This window comes from Nonomuraea zeae (assembly GCF_005889725.1).
GTDB classification, from domain to species: Bacteria; Actinomycetota; Actinomycetes; order Streptosporangiales; family Streptosporangiaceae; genus Nonomuraea; species Nonomuraea zeae.
In genome coordinates this window covers 57,932-75,149 of record NZ_VCKX01000017.1, presented here as the reverse complement: position 1 = coordinate 75,149, position 17,218 = coordinate 57,932, and the positions used below count along the sequence as shown (strand labels likewise).

18 protein-coding genes and 1 tRNA gene are annotated in these 17,218 nt (G+C 67.1%); 6 read left to right on the top strand and 13 right to left on the bottom strand.

Annotation, left to right across the window (positions count from 1 at the left end):
* Window positions 1-48: 48 nt before the first annotated feature.
* From gyrB to ETD85_RS08395, 4 genes are all read left to right on the top strand, one after another.
* Window positions 49-1,992 carry a DNA topoisomerase (ATP-hydrolyzing) subunit B gene (gene gyrB / locus ETD85_RS08410; RefSeq protein ID WP_138689034.1) on the top strand — a complete coding sequence of 648 codons (1,944 nt, stop codon included), beginning with the start codon at window positions 49-51 and terminating at the stop codon, window positions 1,990-1,992.
* Window positions 1,993-2,070: 78 nt separating this feature from the next.
* Entirely contained in the window at window positions 2,071-4,569 is a 2,499-nt protein-coding gene (gene gyrA / locus ETD85_RS08405) for a DNA gyrase subunit A (protein WP_138689033.1), read from the top strand.
* 3 nt (window positions 4,570-4,572) lie between these two features.
* Window positions 4,573-5,271 carry a DUF3566 domain-containing protein gene (locus tag ETD85_RS65580; protein WP_138689032.1) on the top strand — a complete coding sequence of 233 codons (699 nt, stop codon included), beginning with the start codon at window positions 4,573-4,575 and terminating at the stop codon, window positions 5,269-5,271.
* Window positions 5,272-5,396: 125 nt separating this feature from the next.
* Window positions 5,397-5,470 (top strand) — tRNA-Ile (locus ETD85_RS08395).
* 117 nt (window positions 5,471-5,587) lie between these two features.
* Here ETD85_RS08395 and ETD85_RS67440 read toward each other — a convergent pair.
* The 12 genes from ETD85_RS67440 to ETD85_RS08340 form a co-directional block, all read right to left on the bottom strand.
* Window positions 5,588-6,667: an HNH endonuclease gene (locus ETD85_RS67440; RefSeq protein WP_138689031.1), complete on the bottom strand. Its 1,080-nt coding sequence runs from the start codon at window positions 6,665-6,667 to the stop codon at window positions 5,588-5,590.
* 64 nt (window positions 6,668-6,731) lie between these two features.
* Entirely contained in the window at window positions 6,732-7,871 is a 1,140-nt protein-coding gene (locus tag ETD85_RS08385; RefSeq protein ID WP_138689030.1) for a site-specific integrase, read from the bottom strand.
* Window positions 7,871-8,092: a helix-turn-helix domain-containing protein gene (locus ETD85_RS08380; protein ID WP_138689029.1), complete on the bottom strand. Its 222-nt coding sequence runs from the start codon at window positions 8,090-8,092 to the stop codon at window positions 7,871-7,873. The genes ETD85_RS08385 and ETD85_RS08380 overlap by 1 nt, the downstream gene beginning before the upstream one ends.
* A complete protein-coding gene (locus ETD85_RS08375; protein ID WP_138689028.1) occupies window positions 8,089-9,225 on the bottom strand; it encodes an AAA family ATPase in 1,137 nt (378 codons plus the stop codon). Before ETD85_RS08375 ends, ETD85_RS08380 begins: the two co-directional genes overlap by 4 nt.
* Window positions 9,222-10,118 (bottom strand): bifunctional DNA primase/polymerase, encoded by an 897-nt coding sequence (locus ETD85_RS08370; protein ID WP_138689027.1) that lies wholly within the window; start codon window positions 10,116-10,118, stop codon window positions 9,222-9,224. Before ETD85_RS08370 ends, ETD85_RS08375 begins: the two co-directional genes overlap by 4 nt.
* Before the next feature lie 12 nt (window positions 10,119-10,130).
* Window positions 10,131-10,376: a hypothetical protein gene (locus tag ETD85_RS08365; RefSeq protein ID WP_138689026.1), complete on the bottom strand. Its 246-nt coding sequence runs from the start codon at window positions 10,374-10,376 to the stop codon at window positions 10,131-10,133.
* Window positions 10,377-10,518: 142 nt separating this feature from the next.
* Window positions 10,519-12,729, bottom strand: coding sequence for a cell division protein FtsK (locus tag ETD85_RS08360; RefSeq protein WP_206058182.1), 2,211 nt, complete (start codon window positions 12,727-12,729; stop codon window positions 10,519-10,521).
* Between the two features lie 193 nt (window positions 12,730-12,922).
* The gene (locus tag ETD85_RS08355; RefSeq protein WP_138689025.1) at window positions 12,923-13,945 is read right to left on the bottom strand and encodes a DUF2637 domain-containing protein; all 1,023 of its coding nucleotides are present in this window, start codon (window positions 13,943-13,945) and stop codon (window positions 12,923-12,925) included.
* A 49-nt stretch (window positions 13,946-13,994) separates the two neighbouring features.
* A complete protein-coding gene (locus tag ETD85_RS08350; RefSeq protein ID WP_138689024.1) occupies window positions 13,995-14,216 on the bottom strand; it encodes a hypothetical protein in 222 nt (73 codons plus the stop codon).
* Between the two features lie 2 nt (window positions 14,217-14,218).
* Complete coding sequence (locus ETD85_RS62960) at window positions 14,219-14,383, bottom strand: hypothetical protein (RefSeq protein WP_170246563.1); 165 nt, start codon at window positions 14,381-14,383, stop codon at window positions 14,219-14,221.
* Between the two features lie 175 nt (window positions 14,384-14,558).
* On the bottom strand, window positions 14,559-14,873 hold the full coding sequence (locus ETD85_RS08345; protein ID WP_170246567.1) for a WhiB family transcriptional regulator: 315 nt from the start codon (window positions 14,871-14,873) through the stop codon (window positions 14,559-14,561).
* On the bottom strand, window positions 14,870-15,061 hold the full coding sequence (locus ETD85_RS08340) for a hypothetical protein (protein WP_138689022.1): 192 nt from the start codon (window positions 15,059-15,061) through the stop codon (window positions 14,870-14,872). Before ETD85_RS08340 ends, ETD85_RS08345 begins: the two co-directional genes overlap by 4 nt.
* 201 nt (window positions 15,062-15,262) lie before the next feature.
* Between ETD85_RS08340 and ETD85_RS08335 the strand changes: the two genes are divergently transcribed.
* Window positions 15,263-16,075 carry a GntR family transcriptional regulator gene (locus ETD85_RS08335; RefSeq protein WP_138689021.1) on the top strand — a complete coding sequence of 271 codons (813 nt, stop codon included), beginning with the start codon at window positions 15,263-15,265 and terminating at the stop codon, window positions 16,073-16,075.
* Complete coding sequence (locus tag ETD85_RS08330; protein ID WP_138689020.1) at window positions 16,068-16,631, top strand: GNAT family N-acetyltransferase; 564 nt, start codon at window positions 16,068-16,070, stop codon at window positions 16,629-16,631. Before ETD85_RS08335 ends, ETD85_RS08330 begins: the two co-directional genes overlap by 8 nt.
* A gap of 316 nt (window positions 16,632-16,947) precedes the next feature.
* Here the strand turns inward: ETD85_RS08330 and ETD85_RS08325 are convergent, their stop codons facing one another.
* Entirely contained in the window at window positions 16,948-17,199 is a 252-nt protein-coding gene (locus ETD85_RS08325) for a hypothetical protein (protein ID WP_138689019.1), read from the bottom strand.
* Window positions 17,200-17,218 lie beyond the last annotated feature (19 nt).

Below are 17,218 nucleotides of genomic sequence, written 5' to 3'. Positions count from 1 at the left end.
AATCGCTGGCCTCCCCCGCCGCGTGTCCGCGGCAGGAGGATTTCGCAGTTGTCCTACGACGCTAGCTCAATCACCGTACTCGAAGGGCTTGAGGCGGTTCGCAAGCGCCCGGGTATGTATATCGGTTCGACCGGTGAGCGCGGCCTGCACCACCTCGTCTACGAGATCGTGGACAACGCGGTGGACGAGGCCCTGGCCGGTTACGCCACCAGGATCGACATCACACTCATGGCCGACAACGGCGTTCGGGTGATCGACGACGGCCGCGGCATCCCCACGGGCATCCACCCTGTGGAGAAGCGCTCCGCCGTGGAGGTCGTGCTGACCACCCTGCACGCGGGCGGCAAGTTCGACAGCCAGTCCTACGCGGTCTCCGGCGGTCTGCACGGCGTCGGCTCGGCCGTCGTCAACGCGCTGTCGACCGCCATGGACGTCGAGGTCAAGCAGAACGGCCACTACTGGCGCCAGCGCTACGAGCACTCCAAGCCGACGGCCCCCCTGGCCAAGGGCGAGGAGACCGACGAGACCGGCACCACGATCACGTTCTGGCCGGACCCCGACGTCTTCGAGACCACCACCTGGAACTACGAGACGCTCTCGCGCCGCTTCCAGGAGATGGCCTTCCTCAACAAGGGCCTGACGATCACGCTGACCGACGAGCGCCCCGACCACATCAACGGCGAGGTGCACACCGTCACCTACTGCTACCAGGGCGGCCTGGCCGACTTCGTGCACCACCTCAACGCCAAGAAGGAGCCGGCGCACGCGTCGATCGTGGCCTTCGAGGAGGAGGGCGACGGCATAGCGGTCGAGATCGCCATGCAGTGGAACAACTCCTACTCGGAGTCGGTCTACACCTTCGCCAACACGATCAACACCGCCGAGGGCGGCACCCACGAGGAGGGCTTCCGCGCGGCGCTGACCACGATCGTCAACCGCTACGCGCGCGAGCAGAAGTTCCTCAAGGAGGGCAAGGACGACAACCTCTCCGGTGAGGACGTCCGCGAGGGCCTGACCGCGATCATCTCGGTCAAGCTGTCCGACCCGCAGTTCGAGGGCCAGACCAAGACGAAGCTGGGCAACACCGAGGCCAAGTCGTTCGTCCAGAAGGCCTGCAACGACCACCTGCGCGACTGGTTCGAGCGCAACCCCGGCGAGGCCAAGGACATCATCAACAAGTCCTTGCAGGCCTCGCGCGCCCGCATCGCCGCCCGTCAGGCCCGTGACCTGACCAGGCGCAAGTCACTGCTGGAGTCGGGCAGCGGGCTGCCGGGCAAGCTGGCCGACTGCCAGTGGAACGACCCGGAGAAGTGCGAGCTGTTCATCGTCGAGGGCGACTCGGCCGGCGGCTCGGCGAAGGGCGGCCGCGACTCGCGCTTCCAGGCGATCCTGCCCATTCGCGGCAAGATCCTCAACGTCGAGAAGGCGCGGATCGACAAGGTCCTGAAGAACAACGAGGTCCAGGCGCTCATCACCGCGCTGGGCACCGGTGTGCACGACGAGTTCGACATCGCGAAGCTGCGCTATCACAAGGTCATCCTGATGGCCGACGCCGACGTCGACGGCCAGCACATCAACACCCTGCTGCTGACGCTGCTGTTCAGGTTCATGCGGCCGCTGATCGAAGCCGGTCACGTCTACCTGTCCTGCCCGCCGCTGTACAAGATCAAGTGGGACCGCAAGGGCGAGGACGCCTCCTACGCCTACTCCGACTCCGAGCGCGACGCGGTCATCGCCGAGGGCATGGCGAACGGCAAGCCCGACCCGCGGCCGCGTGACAACGTACAGCGCTTCAAGGGTCTCGGCGAGATGAACGCGAGCCAGCTCTGGGAGACCACGATGAACCCGGAGACCCGGCTGCTGCGCCTGGTCACGCTCGACGACGCGGCGCAGGCCGACGACCTGTTCAGCGTGCTCATGGGCGAGGACGTGGAGGCCCGGCGCGACTTCATCATCCGCAACGCGCGTGACGTTCGCTTCCTCGACGTCTAAGCGGCCAGCCGTAGGTGCAGACATCTGCGGTGAGCCGCCGGACGTGGCTCACCGCAACACGAAGAAGGACCTCAACCTGTGACGGACGTGAACACCACTCCCCCGGCTGAACGCATCGAGCCCGTGGACATCCAGTCCGAGATGCAGCGCAGTTACATGGACTACGCGATGTCCGTCATCGTGTCCAGGGCGCTGCCGGACGTGCGCGACGGTCTCAAGCCGGTGCACCGGCGCGTGCTCTACGCGATGTACGACGGCGGCTACCGCCCCGACCGCGGCTACTTCAAGTGCGCCCGCGTCGTCGGTGACGTGATGGGCACCTACCACCCCCACGGCGACACCTCGATCTACGACGCGCTGGTCCGCCTGGCGCAGCCGTGGTCGTTGCGATATCCGCTGGTCGACGGGCAGGGCAACTTCGGCTCGCCCGGCAACGACCCGGCGGCGGCGATGCGCTACACCGAGTGCAAGCTCGCGCCCATCGCCATGGAGCTGCTGCGGGACATCGACAAGGACACCGTCGACTTCCGCCCCAACTACGACGGCAAGTCGCAGGAGCCCGACGTCCTGCCGGCGCGCTTCCCGCAGCTGCTGGTCAACGGCTCCGGCGGCATCGCCGTCGGCATGGCCACCAACATCCCGCCGCACAACCTGCGCGAGGTCGCCTCGGCGGTCAAGTGGTATCTGGAGAACCCGGAGGCCAGCGACGAGGACCTGCTCGAGGCCTCGATCCGGCTGGTCAGGGGTCCCGACTTCCCCACCAGGGCGCTGATCGTCGGGCGCAGGGGCATCGAGGACGCCTACCGCACCGGGCGCGGCTCGATCACCATGCGGGCCGTGGTCGAGGTCGAGGAGGAGAAGGGGCGGCAGGCGCTGGTCGTCACCGAGCTGCCGTACCAGGTCAACCCCGACAACCTCGCGCTGAAGATCGCCGAGCTGGTCCGCGAGGGCAAGCTCACCGGCATCGCCGACGTACGCGACGAGAGCTCCTCGCGGGTCGGGCAACGCCTGGTGATCGTGCTCAAGCGGGACGCGGTCGCCAAGGTCGTCCTGAACAACCTGTACAAGCACACCCAGCTCCAGGACACCTTCGGCGCCAACATGCTGGCGCTGGTCGACGGCGTGCCGCGCACGCTGCGGCTCGACCAGTTCATCCGGCACTACGTGGCCCACCAGATCGAGGTCATCGTCCGCAGGACCCGCTACCTGCTGCGCAAGGCCGAGGAGCGGGCTCACATCCTGAGCGGGCTGCTGAAGGCCCTTGAGCGGCTCGACGAGGTCATCGCCCTGATCCGGGCCTCGGAGTCCGCCTCGCACGCCCAGCAGGGCCTCATGAGGCTGCTGGAGATCGACGAGGTTCAGGCCCAGGCCATCCTCGACATGCAGCTGCGCAAGCTGGCCGCCCTGGAGCGGCAGTCGATCCAGGACGAGTACGACTCGCTGATGGCCCAGATCGCCGAGTACAACTCGATCCTGGCCAGCGAGTCCCGCCAGCGGGAGATCATCAACGACGAGCTGGCCGAGATCGTCGGCCGCTACGGCGACGAGCGCAAGACCGAGATCATCGCCTACGACGGCGACATGTCGATCGAGGACCTCATCGCCGAAGAGGAGATCGTCGTCACGATCACCCGCGGCGGCTACGCCAAGCGGACCCGTACCGACCTCTACCGGGCGCAGAAGCGCGGCGGCAAGGGCGTGCGCGGAGCCCAGCTGCGCCAGGACGACATCGTCGACCACTTCTTCGTCACCACGACGCATCACTGGCTGCTGTTCTTCACGAACAAGGGCCGGGTCTACCGGGTGAAGGCGTACGAGCTGCCCGACGCCGGGCGCGACGCGCGCGGCATGCATCTGGCGAACCTTTTGGCCATGCAGCCCGACGAAACAGTCATGGAGGTTCTCGACCTACGCGACTACGACGTCGCCCCCTATCTCGTCCTCGCCACCCGTAGCGGGCTGGTCAAGAAGACGCGCCTGTCCGAGTACGACTCCCCCAGGTCAGGCGGCCTGATCGCGATCAACCTGCGGGACGACGACGAGGTCATCGGAGCCCGGCTGGTCTCCGAAGAAGACGATCTGCTGCTCGTGTCCAAGGGCGCGCAGTCGATCAGGTTCACCGCATCCGACGAGGCGCTGCGTCCCATGGGGCGCGCGACGAGCGGTGTCATCGGCATGAGGTTCCTCGAAGGTGACGAACTTCTCGCCATGAATCGGATCGCGGACGGTCAAGATGTGCTTATCGCCACGAAGGCTGGGTACGCAAAACGGACGCCAGTGGAGCAGTATCCAGTTCAAGGACGTGGCGGTAGAGGCGTGCTTACTGCGAAAATCGTAAGTTCCCGTGGCAAGCTGGTCGGAGCCGTCATGGTCAACCCAGAGGACGAGGTCTTCGCGATCACGTCTGCCGGCGGGGTGATCCGGACGAGTGCCGGGGAGATCAAGCAGTCCGGCCGCCAGACCATGGGAGTGCGTTTGATGAATCTCGCTGAAGGCGACAGCGTGGTGGCCCTCGCCCGGAACGCGGAGTCCATGGAGACTTCCGTGGAGAGTGAGGAAGACGGGGGAGGAGAGTAGTTCATGAGCGCCCAGGGTGGCACCGCCAGGTCGACGAAGGCGGCTTCGGGTAATGGACAGCAGCCGAAGAAGCCCACTGAAAACGAGATCTTCAACGCGATCGACGAAGGTCAGGACACCACGCCCGCACAGGGCAAGCCGGTGATCCCGGGCAAGGAGGAGCCCGCCAAGGCTCCTCCCCCGCAGTCGTCGCAGCAACAGCCGCCGCCGCCTCCGGAGGGCAACGAGACGGTCCGCATCCGTCCGTCGCTGGCCACCGAGGCGCCGCCGCCTGCCCTTGAGCTGCCCAAGAAGAAGTCCTCCGGCGCCTCAGGCGGCCGGCTGCCCCGCAAGGCCCACCTCGTCCTGCGCCGCGTCGAGCCGTGGTCGGCCATGAAGTTCAGCTTCGTGGTCTCCCTGGTCTGCTTCGTGGTGCTGTTCGTGGCCGTGGCCGTCCTGTACGGCGTGTTGTCCGCCCTGGGCGTGTTCGACTCGCTCGTGGACCTGGTCAACCAGCTCGGCCAGGGCGAGCAGGGGCAGAGCTCGATCCCGATCAACATCGCCTCCTGGTTCGAGCCGGTGCGGATCCTCGGCTACACCGCACTGATCGGCGCGGTGAACGTCGTGCTGATCACGGCTCTCTCCACGTTGGGCGCGGTCATTTACAACGTCGCGTCCGACCTGGTCGGGGGCGTCGAGGTGACCTTCAGCGAGGCCGAATAGGCCGACGCTCGCGCCGTACACGGGGTCTGTACGGCGCGAGCAGCACGCCGGACGCGGTAAGCTTTTCCTCGTCCGAACAACCCGTTCGCCTCCATCCTCCGGATGCGATACGGTTCGGTGTGCGCGGGGCTATAGCTCAGACGGTTAGAGCGCTTCCCTGATAAGGAAGAGGTCCCAGGTTCAAGTCCTGGTAGCCCCACATAGTTTGACCAGCAGAAACAGCCATCATGCTATCTATGCAGGGTGGCTTTTTTGCTTGCTGAGTGTCTATCTGCGTGACTGTCGTTCTCGATCAAGAGCGAAGGATGCGTTCGCCCTATGGCAAGGGTCTTAACGGTCTCGCTGTGATCATTGACAAGGCTGGCGCGCCTCCACGCCGGTAGCGCCACTCGGAGAGCAAGGAGTCGTGCTTCTGGCTGTTGCACGAGGTGCATGTTGGGAGCAGATTCGACGCAAAGTCACTGCCGCCTCTCACAAGTGGCACGACATGGTCGCGAGCCACAGCGGGGGCTGCCTGGCAGTACGCGCACATCCCACGGTGCCGATTGAGCAGCCTCGCCCACTCGGAGTCGGTGTGATTGCCAACCGCACCGAGTCGGCGTACTCGCCTCCGGCGCCAGTTCTGCCGATAGACCTCTGGGTTCTCGAGAAAACGGCAGCGGCGACATTTCACGAATCCCGGGTCGAACTGGTTCGGCGATAGAAGTTGCCCACATGAGCCCTGACATAGGATCGGTACGTTGGCAGCCCGACGAGCGGCTTGCTGTGCTCCCTTGTGCGCATGAGCACACGGCTTGCACAACGCCTGATTCCGCGTGAATTGATCCAACGTCTTCGACTCCGAGCAGCCAGAGCATCGCTTCAGTGCTCCACGCTCTGCCTTCTCTGCATGTGATCGAGCTTCAAAGGATGGGCGGCAGGCCTTGCAGATGCGCCGGTCTCCCCAGAAGTCGGTTCGAGGACCGTGGTACTCGCATTCGGTGCACGTCCGCTCCCACACCATTGGGCGCGTTTTCACGACTGATGGATCTCCATGTGCCTTGAAGCGCTTGTAGTGCATGCGGCAATACCCAAGGCCATAGTGGTCCCGAGAGCAGCCGGCGAACGAGCAGGCTGGAGACTCGGACGAGAGTGGATTAACATCCACGTGGCCTAGCTTGACCAGGTAGTCGTACCAGCTCGTGAGCGCGGAGCGCCGGGCGCGCAACATGTCGGATTGACCGACATAGGGTCTCAAGTACGCTCCGACGTCCGCCGACGTGGCGGCAAGTGGGTCCACCTTCTCTGCAGCGCACCATTCCAGCCATCGACGGACGCGGCTGCCGTAAACCGCACGAGTGTTCTTGCTGAGCAGCGTTTCGCCCCAGGCGGCGACCAGGAACACCGTCTCGTGCATGGACAGAATTGTGCTCAGGTCGCCGCCGTCTGGCTGGGTGATCGGATAACTGTTCGAACTCGATCTACTCGAAGATGCGGTCCATGACTACGGCCCCACCCTGAAGCACCGGTCTGATCTGCTTGCGGTAGACGAGTTCCGTCACTGCCGTGCTGCTGTGGCCGACCAGTCGAGAGATCTCCTCCAAGGGGGTCCCGGCGTCGGAGAGTAGGCTCACAAAGCTGTGCCGCAACTCTCGTGGTGTCCACTCCGATGGTTCCAGGCTGGTGTGTTTGATGACCCGCCGGAAGGCGCGTCTAACGTTGGCCGCGTCGAGTTCGGTTCCGGCTGCGGACGCGAACACCAGGCCGCACTGGGACCAGGTGGTGCCTTGTTCCTCCTGCTGAGTTGCCCGCTGCTCAATTAGGGCGTCTACACATCGCCTGGGCAATGCCAGTGTGCGACGGGACTTGCGTGTTTTGGTGTCTCCACCGTTGCGCACCGAACGCCACACGGCGATGTGTGGGGGCACGGATGGGACGGCGTCGAGGTTGCCGATTAGGTCCACGTGGTCCCAGCGCAGTGCCCGTAGCTCCTCGGTGCGTGCTCCCGTAAGGAGAGAGACCACGATGTAGGCGTTCAGGCTCCTGCCTTCGGCGGCCTGTAGCACTTCCTCGGCCTGAGCCATCGTCAGAGCCTTAGAAGGGCGTCCCCTCTGGCCTTGCGGGACGCGGCATAGCTCTACGACGTTTCGCCGTACCTTGTCACGTGCCATGGCGCGCTTGATGATCCGGTTAAGACAGGAGTGAAGACGCGACAGCGTACTGGTGCTCAGCGTTTCGGCTTTCCCTGCCAGCCACTTGTCCACATCCTGCGCGCTCAACTCGCGGAGCTTCCTTTTGCCTAGCGCTGGAATGATGTGTGTCTTGCAGAGAATCGTGGTTGTGGTGACCGTGTTTGAGTCCAGTCCACTGAGCCCAAAGGTCAGCCAGTCATGTGTGGCCTGCGCCACCGTGTAGTCGCCCGGGGCCAGGGGGAGGCCGTCCTCGTAGTCGCGTAGGACCTCCTTGAGTTTGTTCTTGGCTTCTGTTTTCGTCTTGCCGCTCCCCCGCTTCACGATGCGCTTGCCGCTGGGGTCAAAGCCGAGGCTGGCGGTGGCGATCCAGCGTTGGCGCTTGTCGTCCCAGTGGAGGCCGCCGTCTCCTCTGCTGCGTCGTTTGGTCATCAGGCTGCCTCCTCGGCTTCCTTCTCCAACAGGGCGATGTAGGCGCGGATGGCGCTTGGGGTGATGAGGCGAGCGCGGCCCTGCTTGACGGAGCGCAGGCGGCCGGTGCGGATCTGGTCGTAGATGACGGTTCGGCTCATACGGAGCAGGCGCATGGCGTCGGTGACGCGGTAGAGCTGGGTGTCGGTGAGCCGGACGCTGTCCGGCGGTGAGGTGGTCATGCCTGGTGGTGCTCCTCATCGGTGGGGACAGCGGGGACAGGCAGCAGGGCCGGTTGTCCCTCGGGGGTGTGGGCGTTGGTGCTGGTCGTGGCGTGGCCAAGGACGGCGGGGACGCCGGGGACGCCTGCCGGGGACTCTGTTCCGGGGAGGCGGTAGTGGCCGGTGGCGTTGACGCAGAGCTGGCCGTCGGCGTTCATGCGTTGGCAGGTCTTGCGGACGTTCTCGTGGGACAGGCCGGTGGCGTCGGCGATGGCCTTGGGCGTGCTGTTCGGGTTGGCTCGGACGTGGCGAGCGATGGCGGCTCTGGTGTCCGACAGCGCGTGGTCTTCAGGTGGGCCGTCCAGGAGGTGCCAGAGGCCGGCAGCCGGTTGGAAGGCCATGGCGTATTCGGCCTCTTCGACATCGCGGCCGGTGACGTGCAGGACGCCGTCTGCGGTACCTCTGGCGCGCTTGAGGACGAGGGTGGCGTCCGCTGCCCCGGCCAGGCCGTTGGTTCCAGAGACCTCGCTCAGGAAGTCTTCTGAGGCCATCTTGCGGACGTGGTGGATCAGGACGACGGCGACGCCGTAGGTGTCGGCCAGGCGCTTGGCGCGGCTCATGGCGGCGTAGTCGGCGTCGTAGGCGGACAGGCCGGGTGGTGTGTTGCCTCGGATCTTGGCGAAGACGTCAATGACGACCAGGCGGGCGTTCTGGTTGCGGTCGAGCCAGCGGGCGATGGCCTCCTCCCCGCCCTGCGGGAGGGTGGGGCAGGTGGTGGCCAGGGTCAGGTCCTTGGGCGCGGGTTGGCCACTCAGGATCTTGCCCATGCGGTTCTGGAGGCGGCGGGCGGTGTCCTCCAGGGCGAGGTAGAGGACGGGGCCGGGCTCCAGGTCGATGGCTTCCAGGGCCTTGGCGCCGCTGGCGACGGCGATGCCCAGGCCGAGGCTGAGCCATGACTTGCCGACCTTGGGTGGGCCTGCCAGGAGGCTGAGTCCTTCGGCGATGATGCCGGGGACGGCCCAACGGGGCTCCGGGAAGGTCATGGCCATCAGTTCGTCGGCGGTCCAGGAGGTGCGGAACGGCACGGGCTGGCCGGGCGCATTGACGGCATCACCGTTGACCAGGCGTAGGTGAGTGGTGCGGTCGTTGGTCATGCGGCCACCGTCCGAGGCCGGCGGGCTCCGGCGCGCAGGCCGGAGGCGATGGTGCGCTGGGCCTCGCGGTAGGGCTGGCCGATCTGCGTGGCTGCCTCCGTGAGCCACGTAGTGACGGCGGTGGCGTTCAGCTCGCCTCCGGCGACGAGCTGGCCGAGTGCGACGGCGGCGAGGTAGAGGGCGTTGTTGTGGCCGTGCGGTGGTGAGCTGGCCACCCGGTCCAGTTCGCCGAGGACGGCGGCACGGATGTAGGAACCGCGCCGGTCGGATGCGAGGGGCACCGTGACTGGCTTCTGTGGTGGGAGCGGGGCCGGGCGTAGGTGTTCGACCAGCCAGGCCGGGAGCGGCGCGGGTGGGATCGGGTGCAGGACCTCGTAGGTGCCGCTGCCGTGTTCGTCGGTGACGTGGCTGCCGGGGCCGACGACATACCCGCCGTTGGCGCGGGTGTCGATCAGCCAGCCGAGGCCGCCGTTGCCGCCTTGGGTGTTCGTCAGGGTGACTCCATTGGATGCGGTGAAGTACAGGTGCAGGCCGCCGCGTCGGGTGCGGACCTGGAAGGTCTCCAGTGGGAGCGGCTGGCCGGCCTCCTCGCAGAGGGCGGCGAGGACGTCCGCGCCGTCGCGGATGCCGGGGCGGTTCCACTGCGGTGGTGGTTGCTCGTCGTACTTGGGCTGGTCCAGGTCGATGACGACCAGGCCGGACGGGCCGGTGGCGATGCCGACGTTGTACGGGCGTTGCCAGATGCGGCGGATGGTGGCCGGGTCGGTGGTGGTGCGGTGTTGCCAGGCGGTGAAGCCGCGGGGCGGGGTCTTGCCGTTCGGGGCGAGCGGGAAGACGTGCCAGCCTCGGGCGGCGGCTGTGAGGGCGTAGCGGGTCAGGTTCTTCGTCGGCATGGGGTGCTCCAGTCAGCGGGTGCGGTGCAGGGCGCGGGCGTGGTTCCAGATGTGGCGGCCGATCCGGAGGCGTAGGCCGGTGGCGCGGCAGCGGCGGCAGTCGTGGGTGCCGCGTCCGAGGCGGTTGGGCTTGCGGCCCTTGCCTTGGCAGGAGCGGCAGCGCCGGAAGGGCCGGATGTAGCACTTGGCGGCGTAACGGACGGTGATGAACAGGGCGATGACGATCACTGCGCTAGCGGCGAGCGTGGCAGGGGTCATGACGGGCCTCCTGGGCCGTTTTTGGGTGTCGTCAAGCGAGGGCGCTAGCGTGCTAACGCCCTGGCCAGGGCTTATTTCTGGTGCTAGCGGGGGTGCTAGCGATAGCAGGGTCAGCCGCTAGCGCTAGCACCCTCCGGCGGGGTCACTCGGTGCCGGTTCGGCGGTTACGTTCCGCCATGGCGTCGGTGAGGTCGTCCAGGCGGATGCCGCGCCTGGTGATGGCCTTGCCGTCGATGCGCCGGCCGATCGCCTGGACGGGTACTCCGTGCGGCTTGAGTGCCGTGGTGAGCTGTTCGGAGGCCCAGCCGGTGTAGAAGTCGGGACGGAGTTCGGCCAGGCGCGAGCACAGAGTCTCGTTCCAGGCGGCCGTCTCGCCTGCGGGCCAGATCTGGGCGACGTCGGACAGCAGGTCGAACGTGGGTGCGTCGGTGCGGGTCTGTGTGCCCTCCTCGGGCAGGGTGCCGGCCAGGCCGCGTAGCTGCATGGCGCGGGCCACGACCTGCTTGGCCTTGTTGGTGTCCACCTCGAAGGAGCGGCGGGCGGCGGGCTTGCCGAGGCCCGAGAGGATGCCCCAACCGGCCTCCTTGACCGGCTCGAAGATGGTGGCGCGGTAGCCGTTCTTGTACATGGAGGTGCCGAGGATCATGTCGTTGGCGACCTGGTCGGCCACGCTCATGCAGTAGCGGGTGTTGACGTTGCGGGTGATGCCGGTCGGCAGGCTGTCCTTGTCGGGGATCTGGGTGCCGATCAGCAGGATCACGCCCAGGGCGCGGCCCAGCTTGATGACCTTCTCCAGGATCTCTCCGGCTTCCTTGCCATACTTCGGGTGCAGGAACAGCTCTTGGATCTCGTCAATGGCGACGATCAGCGGGTGGAGGCCGGAGTCCTTGAGCGAGGCGAGTTCCGGGGTGACCTTGTTCTCCGGGGCCTTGCCGAGCTGGGCGTAGTGGGCGATGCGCTTGGAGCGGCGTTCACACTCCTTGTACAGCCAGCGGATCATTCCGGCGCAGCGGGCGATGGTCTCGTCGTCGAAGCCGTTGCCGTACTCGGTGCAGACCGGTTCCAGGACCTTGAAGTCGCCGACGCCCTTGAGTTCGTAGACGCGCAGCTCGGCGCGCGGGTCCAGGCTGGCGGCGAGGACGGCCAGGCGCAGGGCGAAGGTCTTACCGGAGCCGGGCTGGCCGCCGACCAGCCAGTTGCGGAACATCAGGGCCGCGTTGACCGTGTCCATGCGCGGCGTGGTGGCGAACGGGAACGGCTTGAAGACGTCCACCTTGCCGTCCTTGAGGAGGGGCCAGGCGGGCTGCTTCATCTGGGACGCGGGTTCGTAACCGACCCACAGGGCCAGACGTCCAGGGTGGCCGTCGCCGGGCTCGGGCCAGACCTGGTCAAGCGGGAGGCGCATGCCGGAGGCCAGCCGGCCGCGCCGGGCGACCACGTCGGCGGCCTCGACGCCGAACGGCAGGTCGATGATGGCGAGGTGGCCGGGGCCGTCGCGGTGGATGTCCTGCGGGAAGCTGATGGCGTGCTGGTCCTTGCTGACGGCCTGGTTGATGCCGGAGATGCCGCAGGACAGCAGCGCGCGGCGGACCAGCTCGGCGGTGAGCTTGCGGTAGCGCGGCCCCTCGGACACGCGGTCGGTGATGGGCTTGTCCGTGGGCCTTCCCGCACGGGCCAGCAGTGGCACGGCCACGGCGATGGTCAGCAGGCGTCCCCAGGCCGGGATGTCGGCGAGCAGGAACACCAGCAGGCCGATCAGGACCGTCACGGCGAGGCAGACCAGGACGGACCAGCGCCACCGCGACTGCCGCTGGCGTTGTCTGTCCAGCTTGAGCCAGGTCTCCGGGTCGTTGCGGTCGGCGGCGTACTGGCGAAGCGCCCAGTTGCCCTCCTCCGCTGTGGCCCAGTGGAGGAGCTTGCCGGTGGCGCGGAAGAACCCGACCGGTGCGTAGAGGGTGGCCTTGGCGGCGTACTTGGGCGAGCGGACGGCGTGATAGCCGACGACGTAACCGGCGTCCTTGGCGGCCCAGACCAGCATGGAGCGGGCGGCCTTCCAGGAGCGCAGGGTGGCCGGCACGATCGGCGCGCGACGCTGGTCGGTGCTGGAGCGGTACGGCACGTCGTCGTCCGGCGGGTCGACCGGAGGCCCGAGGACCGTGCCCTCGACCGCGATCGTCTCGCGGTCGAAGAACTCGTCCTCGTCGCGGTCCGGCTCCTGGTCGTCCGCGCGGTGGGCTCGTCGGCGGACCGCGTGCAGCGGGACCACCTCGCCGCCGTGCTCGGTGCGGTCGAAGGCGTTGAGGTCGTCGCCTTCCTCGGTGTGGTCTTCGTGCTCGTGCGGGTGATGAGTCATGATGTGTGCACCTCGTGTGCGTAACTGCGGGCGGGGTTACGGGGCGCGGCCGGAGTCTTGGCGGATGAGGCCGCGTCCCGTACTGGCTTGAGCAGGGACGATGTGCGGTCGGACCGCGTCTCGTCCTGCCTGGTGTGGGTGGTCGGTGGGTGTGATTGATCGCCGGTCGAAGGGCGGGCGATGGAACGTTCCATCAAGCCGCCTCGCGTCCGGTCTCTTCGGCGGTCGGACCGGTTTCGGACCGCAGCCGGGCAAGCAGCGCTCCGGCGCGGTCGGTGGAGATGGACTGGCCGGTCTGGCGGATGGCATCGCGCAACCGGTCGCGGGTCAGCGCGACGCCTCGGGCTTCGTGGTCGGCGGCGATCTGCCAGCCCAGCGGCATCAGGTCGTCCACCTCGGACGGGGCGACGGCCGGGCGAGTGGCCTTGCGCGTCCTGGCCTTGCGAGGCGACGGCTTGCGGTCGGGCGCGGCAGCAAGAGCCGGACGCTGAGGAGTAGAAGGCTGTGTGAGACGTACTCTCTCGACGTGTACCGGGGCACTGGCCGGGGCCAGTTCGCCCAGCTTGTACAGGGCGCGCTCGCGTCGGCTGGCCTTGAACTGCCACAGGCGGCCGTACCGGTCCTGGAGGTCGGTCTTGGCCAGGATGCGGTCACGTTCGCGGTTCAGAGCGTCCGGGTACGAGCGCACCTCCCAGAGCACCATCCGCCGCCACAGAGCGAACGTGGGAAGCGGGGACAGCACCCACCGCGAGACGCGGATGCTGTCGAGTCGGCGGGACGGGTTGGCCAGGTTGGCGCGCTTCCGTACGGCATGCGTGCCGATCTCCACGGCCACCACCCACAGGCCGGGCAGGATCGCGTGAGCGATCACGGCGAACCAGTCGGGGCCGCCCGCTACACCGGTGTAGGCGGCGACGTTCAGGTAGACGGTGACGGCGGTCAGCGTCCACGGGATGAAGCGCAGCCAGCGCACCCGCATGTCCAGCCGAGCGAGGACGATGTCCAGCGCGGAGAACACGCCGATCCCAAGGTCCACTCCCAAGGGCAGCAGGAAGGCGAGCGCTCCGAAGGTGGGCTTGGCCGCGTTCATGACGGTGGCGAAGGAGATGGCGAACCCGACCAGGCCCAGCACGCCGACTGCGGCGGCCGTGACCGAGATCAGGGTCTGCTCTCCTTCCGACAGCGGACGCGGGCCGGCGGCAGGTTGGTCGTTCATGACGGTTGCTCCGTTCGGCGGGTCTGCGGGCGGTCATAGGTCGGGTTCATCAGCTCCACCGCCGTCCCCAGCAGCGCGGGCAGCCGGGCTTGTTGCACCAGTTCTGTGGACGGCTGGCCCAGAACCGGGCGATGAGATCCGGTGAGCCGCCCTGCTGGACGGTCAGGCGGGCGACCTGCCAGAGGCGGAATCGCTCCTGGCCCATGCGCAGCAGCTCGGCGATCAGGGCACCGGCGAGGAAGACGAGAAGGTAGACGAGGGCTGTGATCATGGTCAGCTCCACTGACGGTTCTTGAACTGCTGGGCGGACTGCTTGCGGCGCTCGATCGCCTCCGGGTCGGAGAAGCGATCAAGGCGCGGGTTGGCCTTGCGAGCGCTGGCCTGGAGTCGCGCCCACTGCTGGTCGGTGATGGTGTTTGGAAGCTGATCGTCGGACATGTGCCGATCTCCAATCAGTGGCAGGAGCGAACGAGCATGCGGCAGACGCGGCAGCCGGCCTGACAGCGAACGCCGTGGATGACGCAGCGCTGGATCGGCCGGCCACCGCCGCAACGGCACCCGAACGGGCTGCGCGTCCGCTTGCCGCACTCGCAGCACTGGAAGCGGGCGGCCATCACGCCACCTCGTTCGTACGGCGGGACGGGAAGAAGGTGAGGAGCGGGCGCACGTCCCGCAGTTCCTCTGCGGTGTAGCCCGCCCAGACGCCCTCCTCCGGGTCGAGCGCCATGGCGTAGGACAGGCACGCGGCGCGGGCCGGGCACCTGGTCTGGCAGATGGCCTTGGCGGTGGCCTCCCGCACCCATCGCTCCTCGTCGGTCTCGGTGTCCGGACCGGTGAAGAGCACGGCCTGGGTGGAGTCGCAGGCCGGTTCGGCGTTGATGAGGTCGTCCAGGAGGTCGGTGACGTCGTTGTCGTACTGGTCGTTCACAGCTCCACCCCCAGCGCCCGGAGGGACTGGACGAGGGCGAGGCGAATGCAGGTGGGGCAGATCGGCGGCGACGGCGGCTCAGCGCCGGGCGTGGTCTCCTCCACGCTGTCGCACATGAGACAGAACCACTGGACAGGCTCGGCGAAGTCGTCAGGGACGACACGCATGGTCTTGGACCCGTGGGTCATGATGAGGACACCTCTCTAGAAGGGGCGCCGGGGTGCGGGACTGGTTTGGCGACTAGGGACCGCACCCCGGCTTCTTCGTTGTTTGGGCTGGTCAGCTGGGCTGATCATCCCCTGGTGCGTCTTATTTAAACAAGGCGAACAAGCAGCGTCAATCACTGCTGGCATACTTGTTTGAACAAGGTGAACGAGAGGGGCGCGAACATGCCCAGCCAGAGGCGGCGCGACACGCTCCGTGGAGACGTGTCGGCACGGATCGCCGAAGACCTACGACAGGCCATCCTGAGCGGCGAATACGCCGAAGGGGACCGGCTTCCCAGCACGTCGGAGCTCATGGAACAGGAGCAGGTGTCGTCGCTGAGCGTGCGGCACGCGTACCAGGCGCTCATCGGTGAGGGCCTGGTGGTGGCGGTCCCGAAAAAGGGCTTCTACGTCCGCGAGTCGCTGTGCATGACCTGGCACATGACGAAGTGGCAGGACCCGCAACGCCTGGAGAACGTCCAGACGGACGGCTGGACGGCGGACGTCGAAGCCGCCGGCTACTCCCACCGGCAGACGATCAGCGTGAGCATCCTGCCCGGCAGCCACATGGTCGCTGGAACACCGGTAGCGGAGCGGCTGGGCATCCCGGAGAACGAACGCGTCGTCGTACGCAGCCGCGTCCGCTACATCGGTCCCGGCCCAGGCGAGCCCGCCAACGAGCCCGAATCGCTGGCCGACTCCTACTACGCGTACAACTGCGTGAAGGACACCCGGATCATGGAGCCGGAGAGCGTCAACACGGCGCAGGTCCTGGCCGACCTGGGGTGCCCGATGCGGGACCACTTCGACGAGCTGACTCCGCGGATCGCCTCCCGACAGGAGACGGAACGGCTCCAGCTGTCGGGCGTCATGGCCGTACTCGAAGTGGTGCGGACTACGTTGACCACATCGGGTAAGCCAGTACTGGTGCTGCATCAGATCAGACCAGGGAACGGATCCAAGTACATCTATCAAGTGGGGTACGGCGATGGCTGAGCGCCCCGTCCTGGTGGCCCGCCTCGCTGTGGAGAGCGACACCGATCGCGTGATCGGGCTGCGCGCTGAGTCCGAACGCTGGTTGGCCAGACGTGGCATCCAGCAGTGGACGGCCAAGTGGGACGAGGTCGGCCGGGAGAAGATCCGCCGCAACATCGCCAATCGCGAGACCTGGGTGTTCGAGGACGACGGCGACGTGATCGCCACCGTTACCCTGAACACCCGGCCGGATCTCGACTTCTGGAACCCCGACAGAGACGGGCCGGCCCTCTACCTGTACAAGCTCCTCCTGGCACGGGACCGCGCAGGCGAAAGCCTGGGGGCCGACATCGTGAACTGGTCAGTGAACCAAGCCGCACTTCGTGGGTTCCCCTGGCTCCGCCTGGACGTGTGGCGCAACAACCACGGACTCCAGCGCTACTACCTGGACCAGGGCTTCGAGCACGTCCGGACCGTCGAGGTGCCGGGACGCGACTCGGGGGCCTGCTTCCAGCGGCGGGCGGTCCCCACTCCCGTCGAGAACATCGTCGATGCCGACGCCCAGGCCGATGTCTGAGTCATCAAGGCTTGCGCTGCCCATGCCTGTGCGCGGCGGTCAGCGCGGCCCACACAAGGCGAGCGGTGGCGTGGCGCCCTCGGGCGGTCTCCTCGTAGCCGTTCTCCTCGCTGTGGCGACGGATGAGGAACTGTCCCGCCTCGCAGCACCACTCGTACTCACCGCAACACGAGATCTCCCGCACCCGGACAGGACGCGGACCGTACGGGACATGCGGCGTCCACACGTACATGAGGGCTTGCCTTCGGTTCGCGCGCAGGAGGCAACCGCGGTCGCCTCCTGCGTCGGCTGATCTGGCGTTCACGTCGGCTCGGCGTCAGCCGTTGGCGACGGTGGTCGTCGCGCTGCGGAGACGCAGCACGATCGCGCCGTAGATGTAGGAGGGGTTCGATGCGTACCGGTCGAGATGCACGAGCTGGACCGAGCCCGTGGCACCGGGCGCTAACGACTCAAGCGCCTGCCGCAGAAGCGCGGCCGCCTGCTCGGCCTCACCGGTTATGCCGCACGCCCCACGGCCGTACTGATCGCTAGCAGCCCACGAGTAGAAACCATCGATGTCCTGGTGCACGACTACATGAGAGCCACGC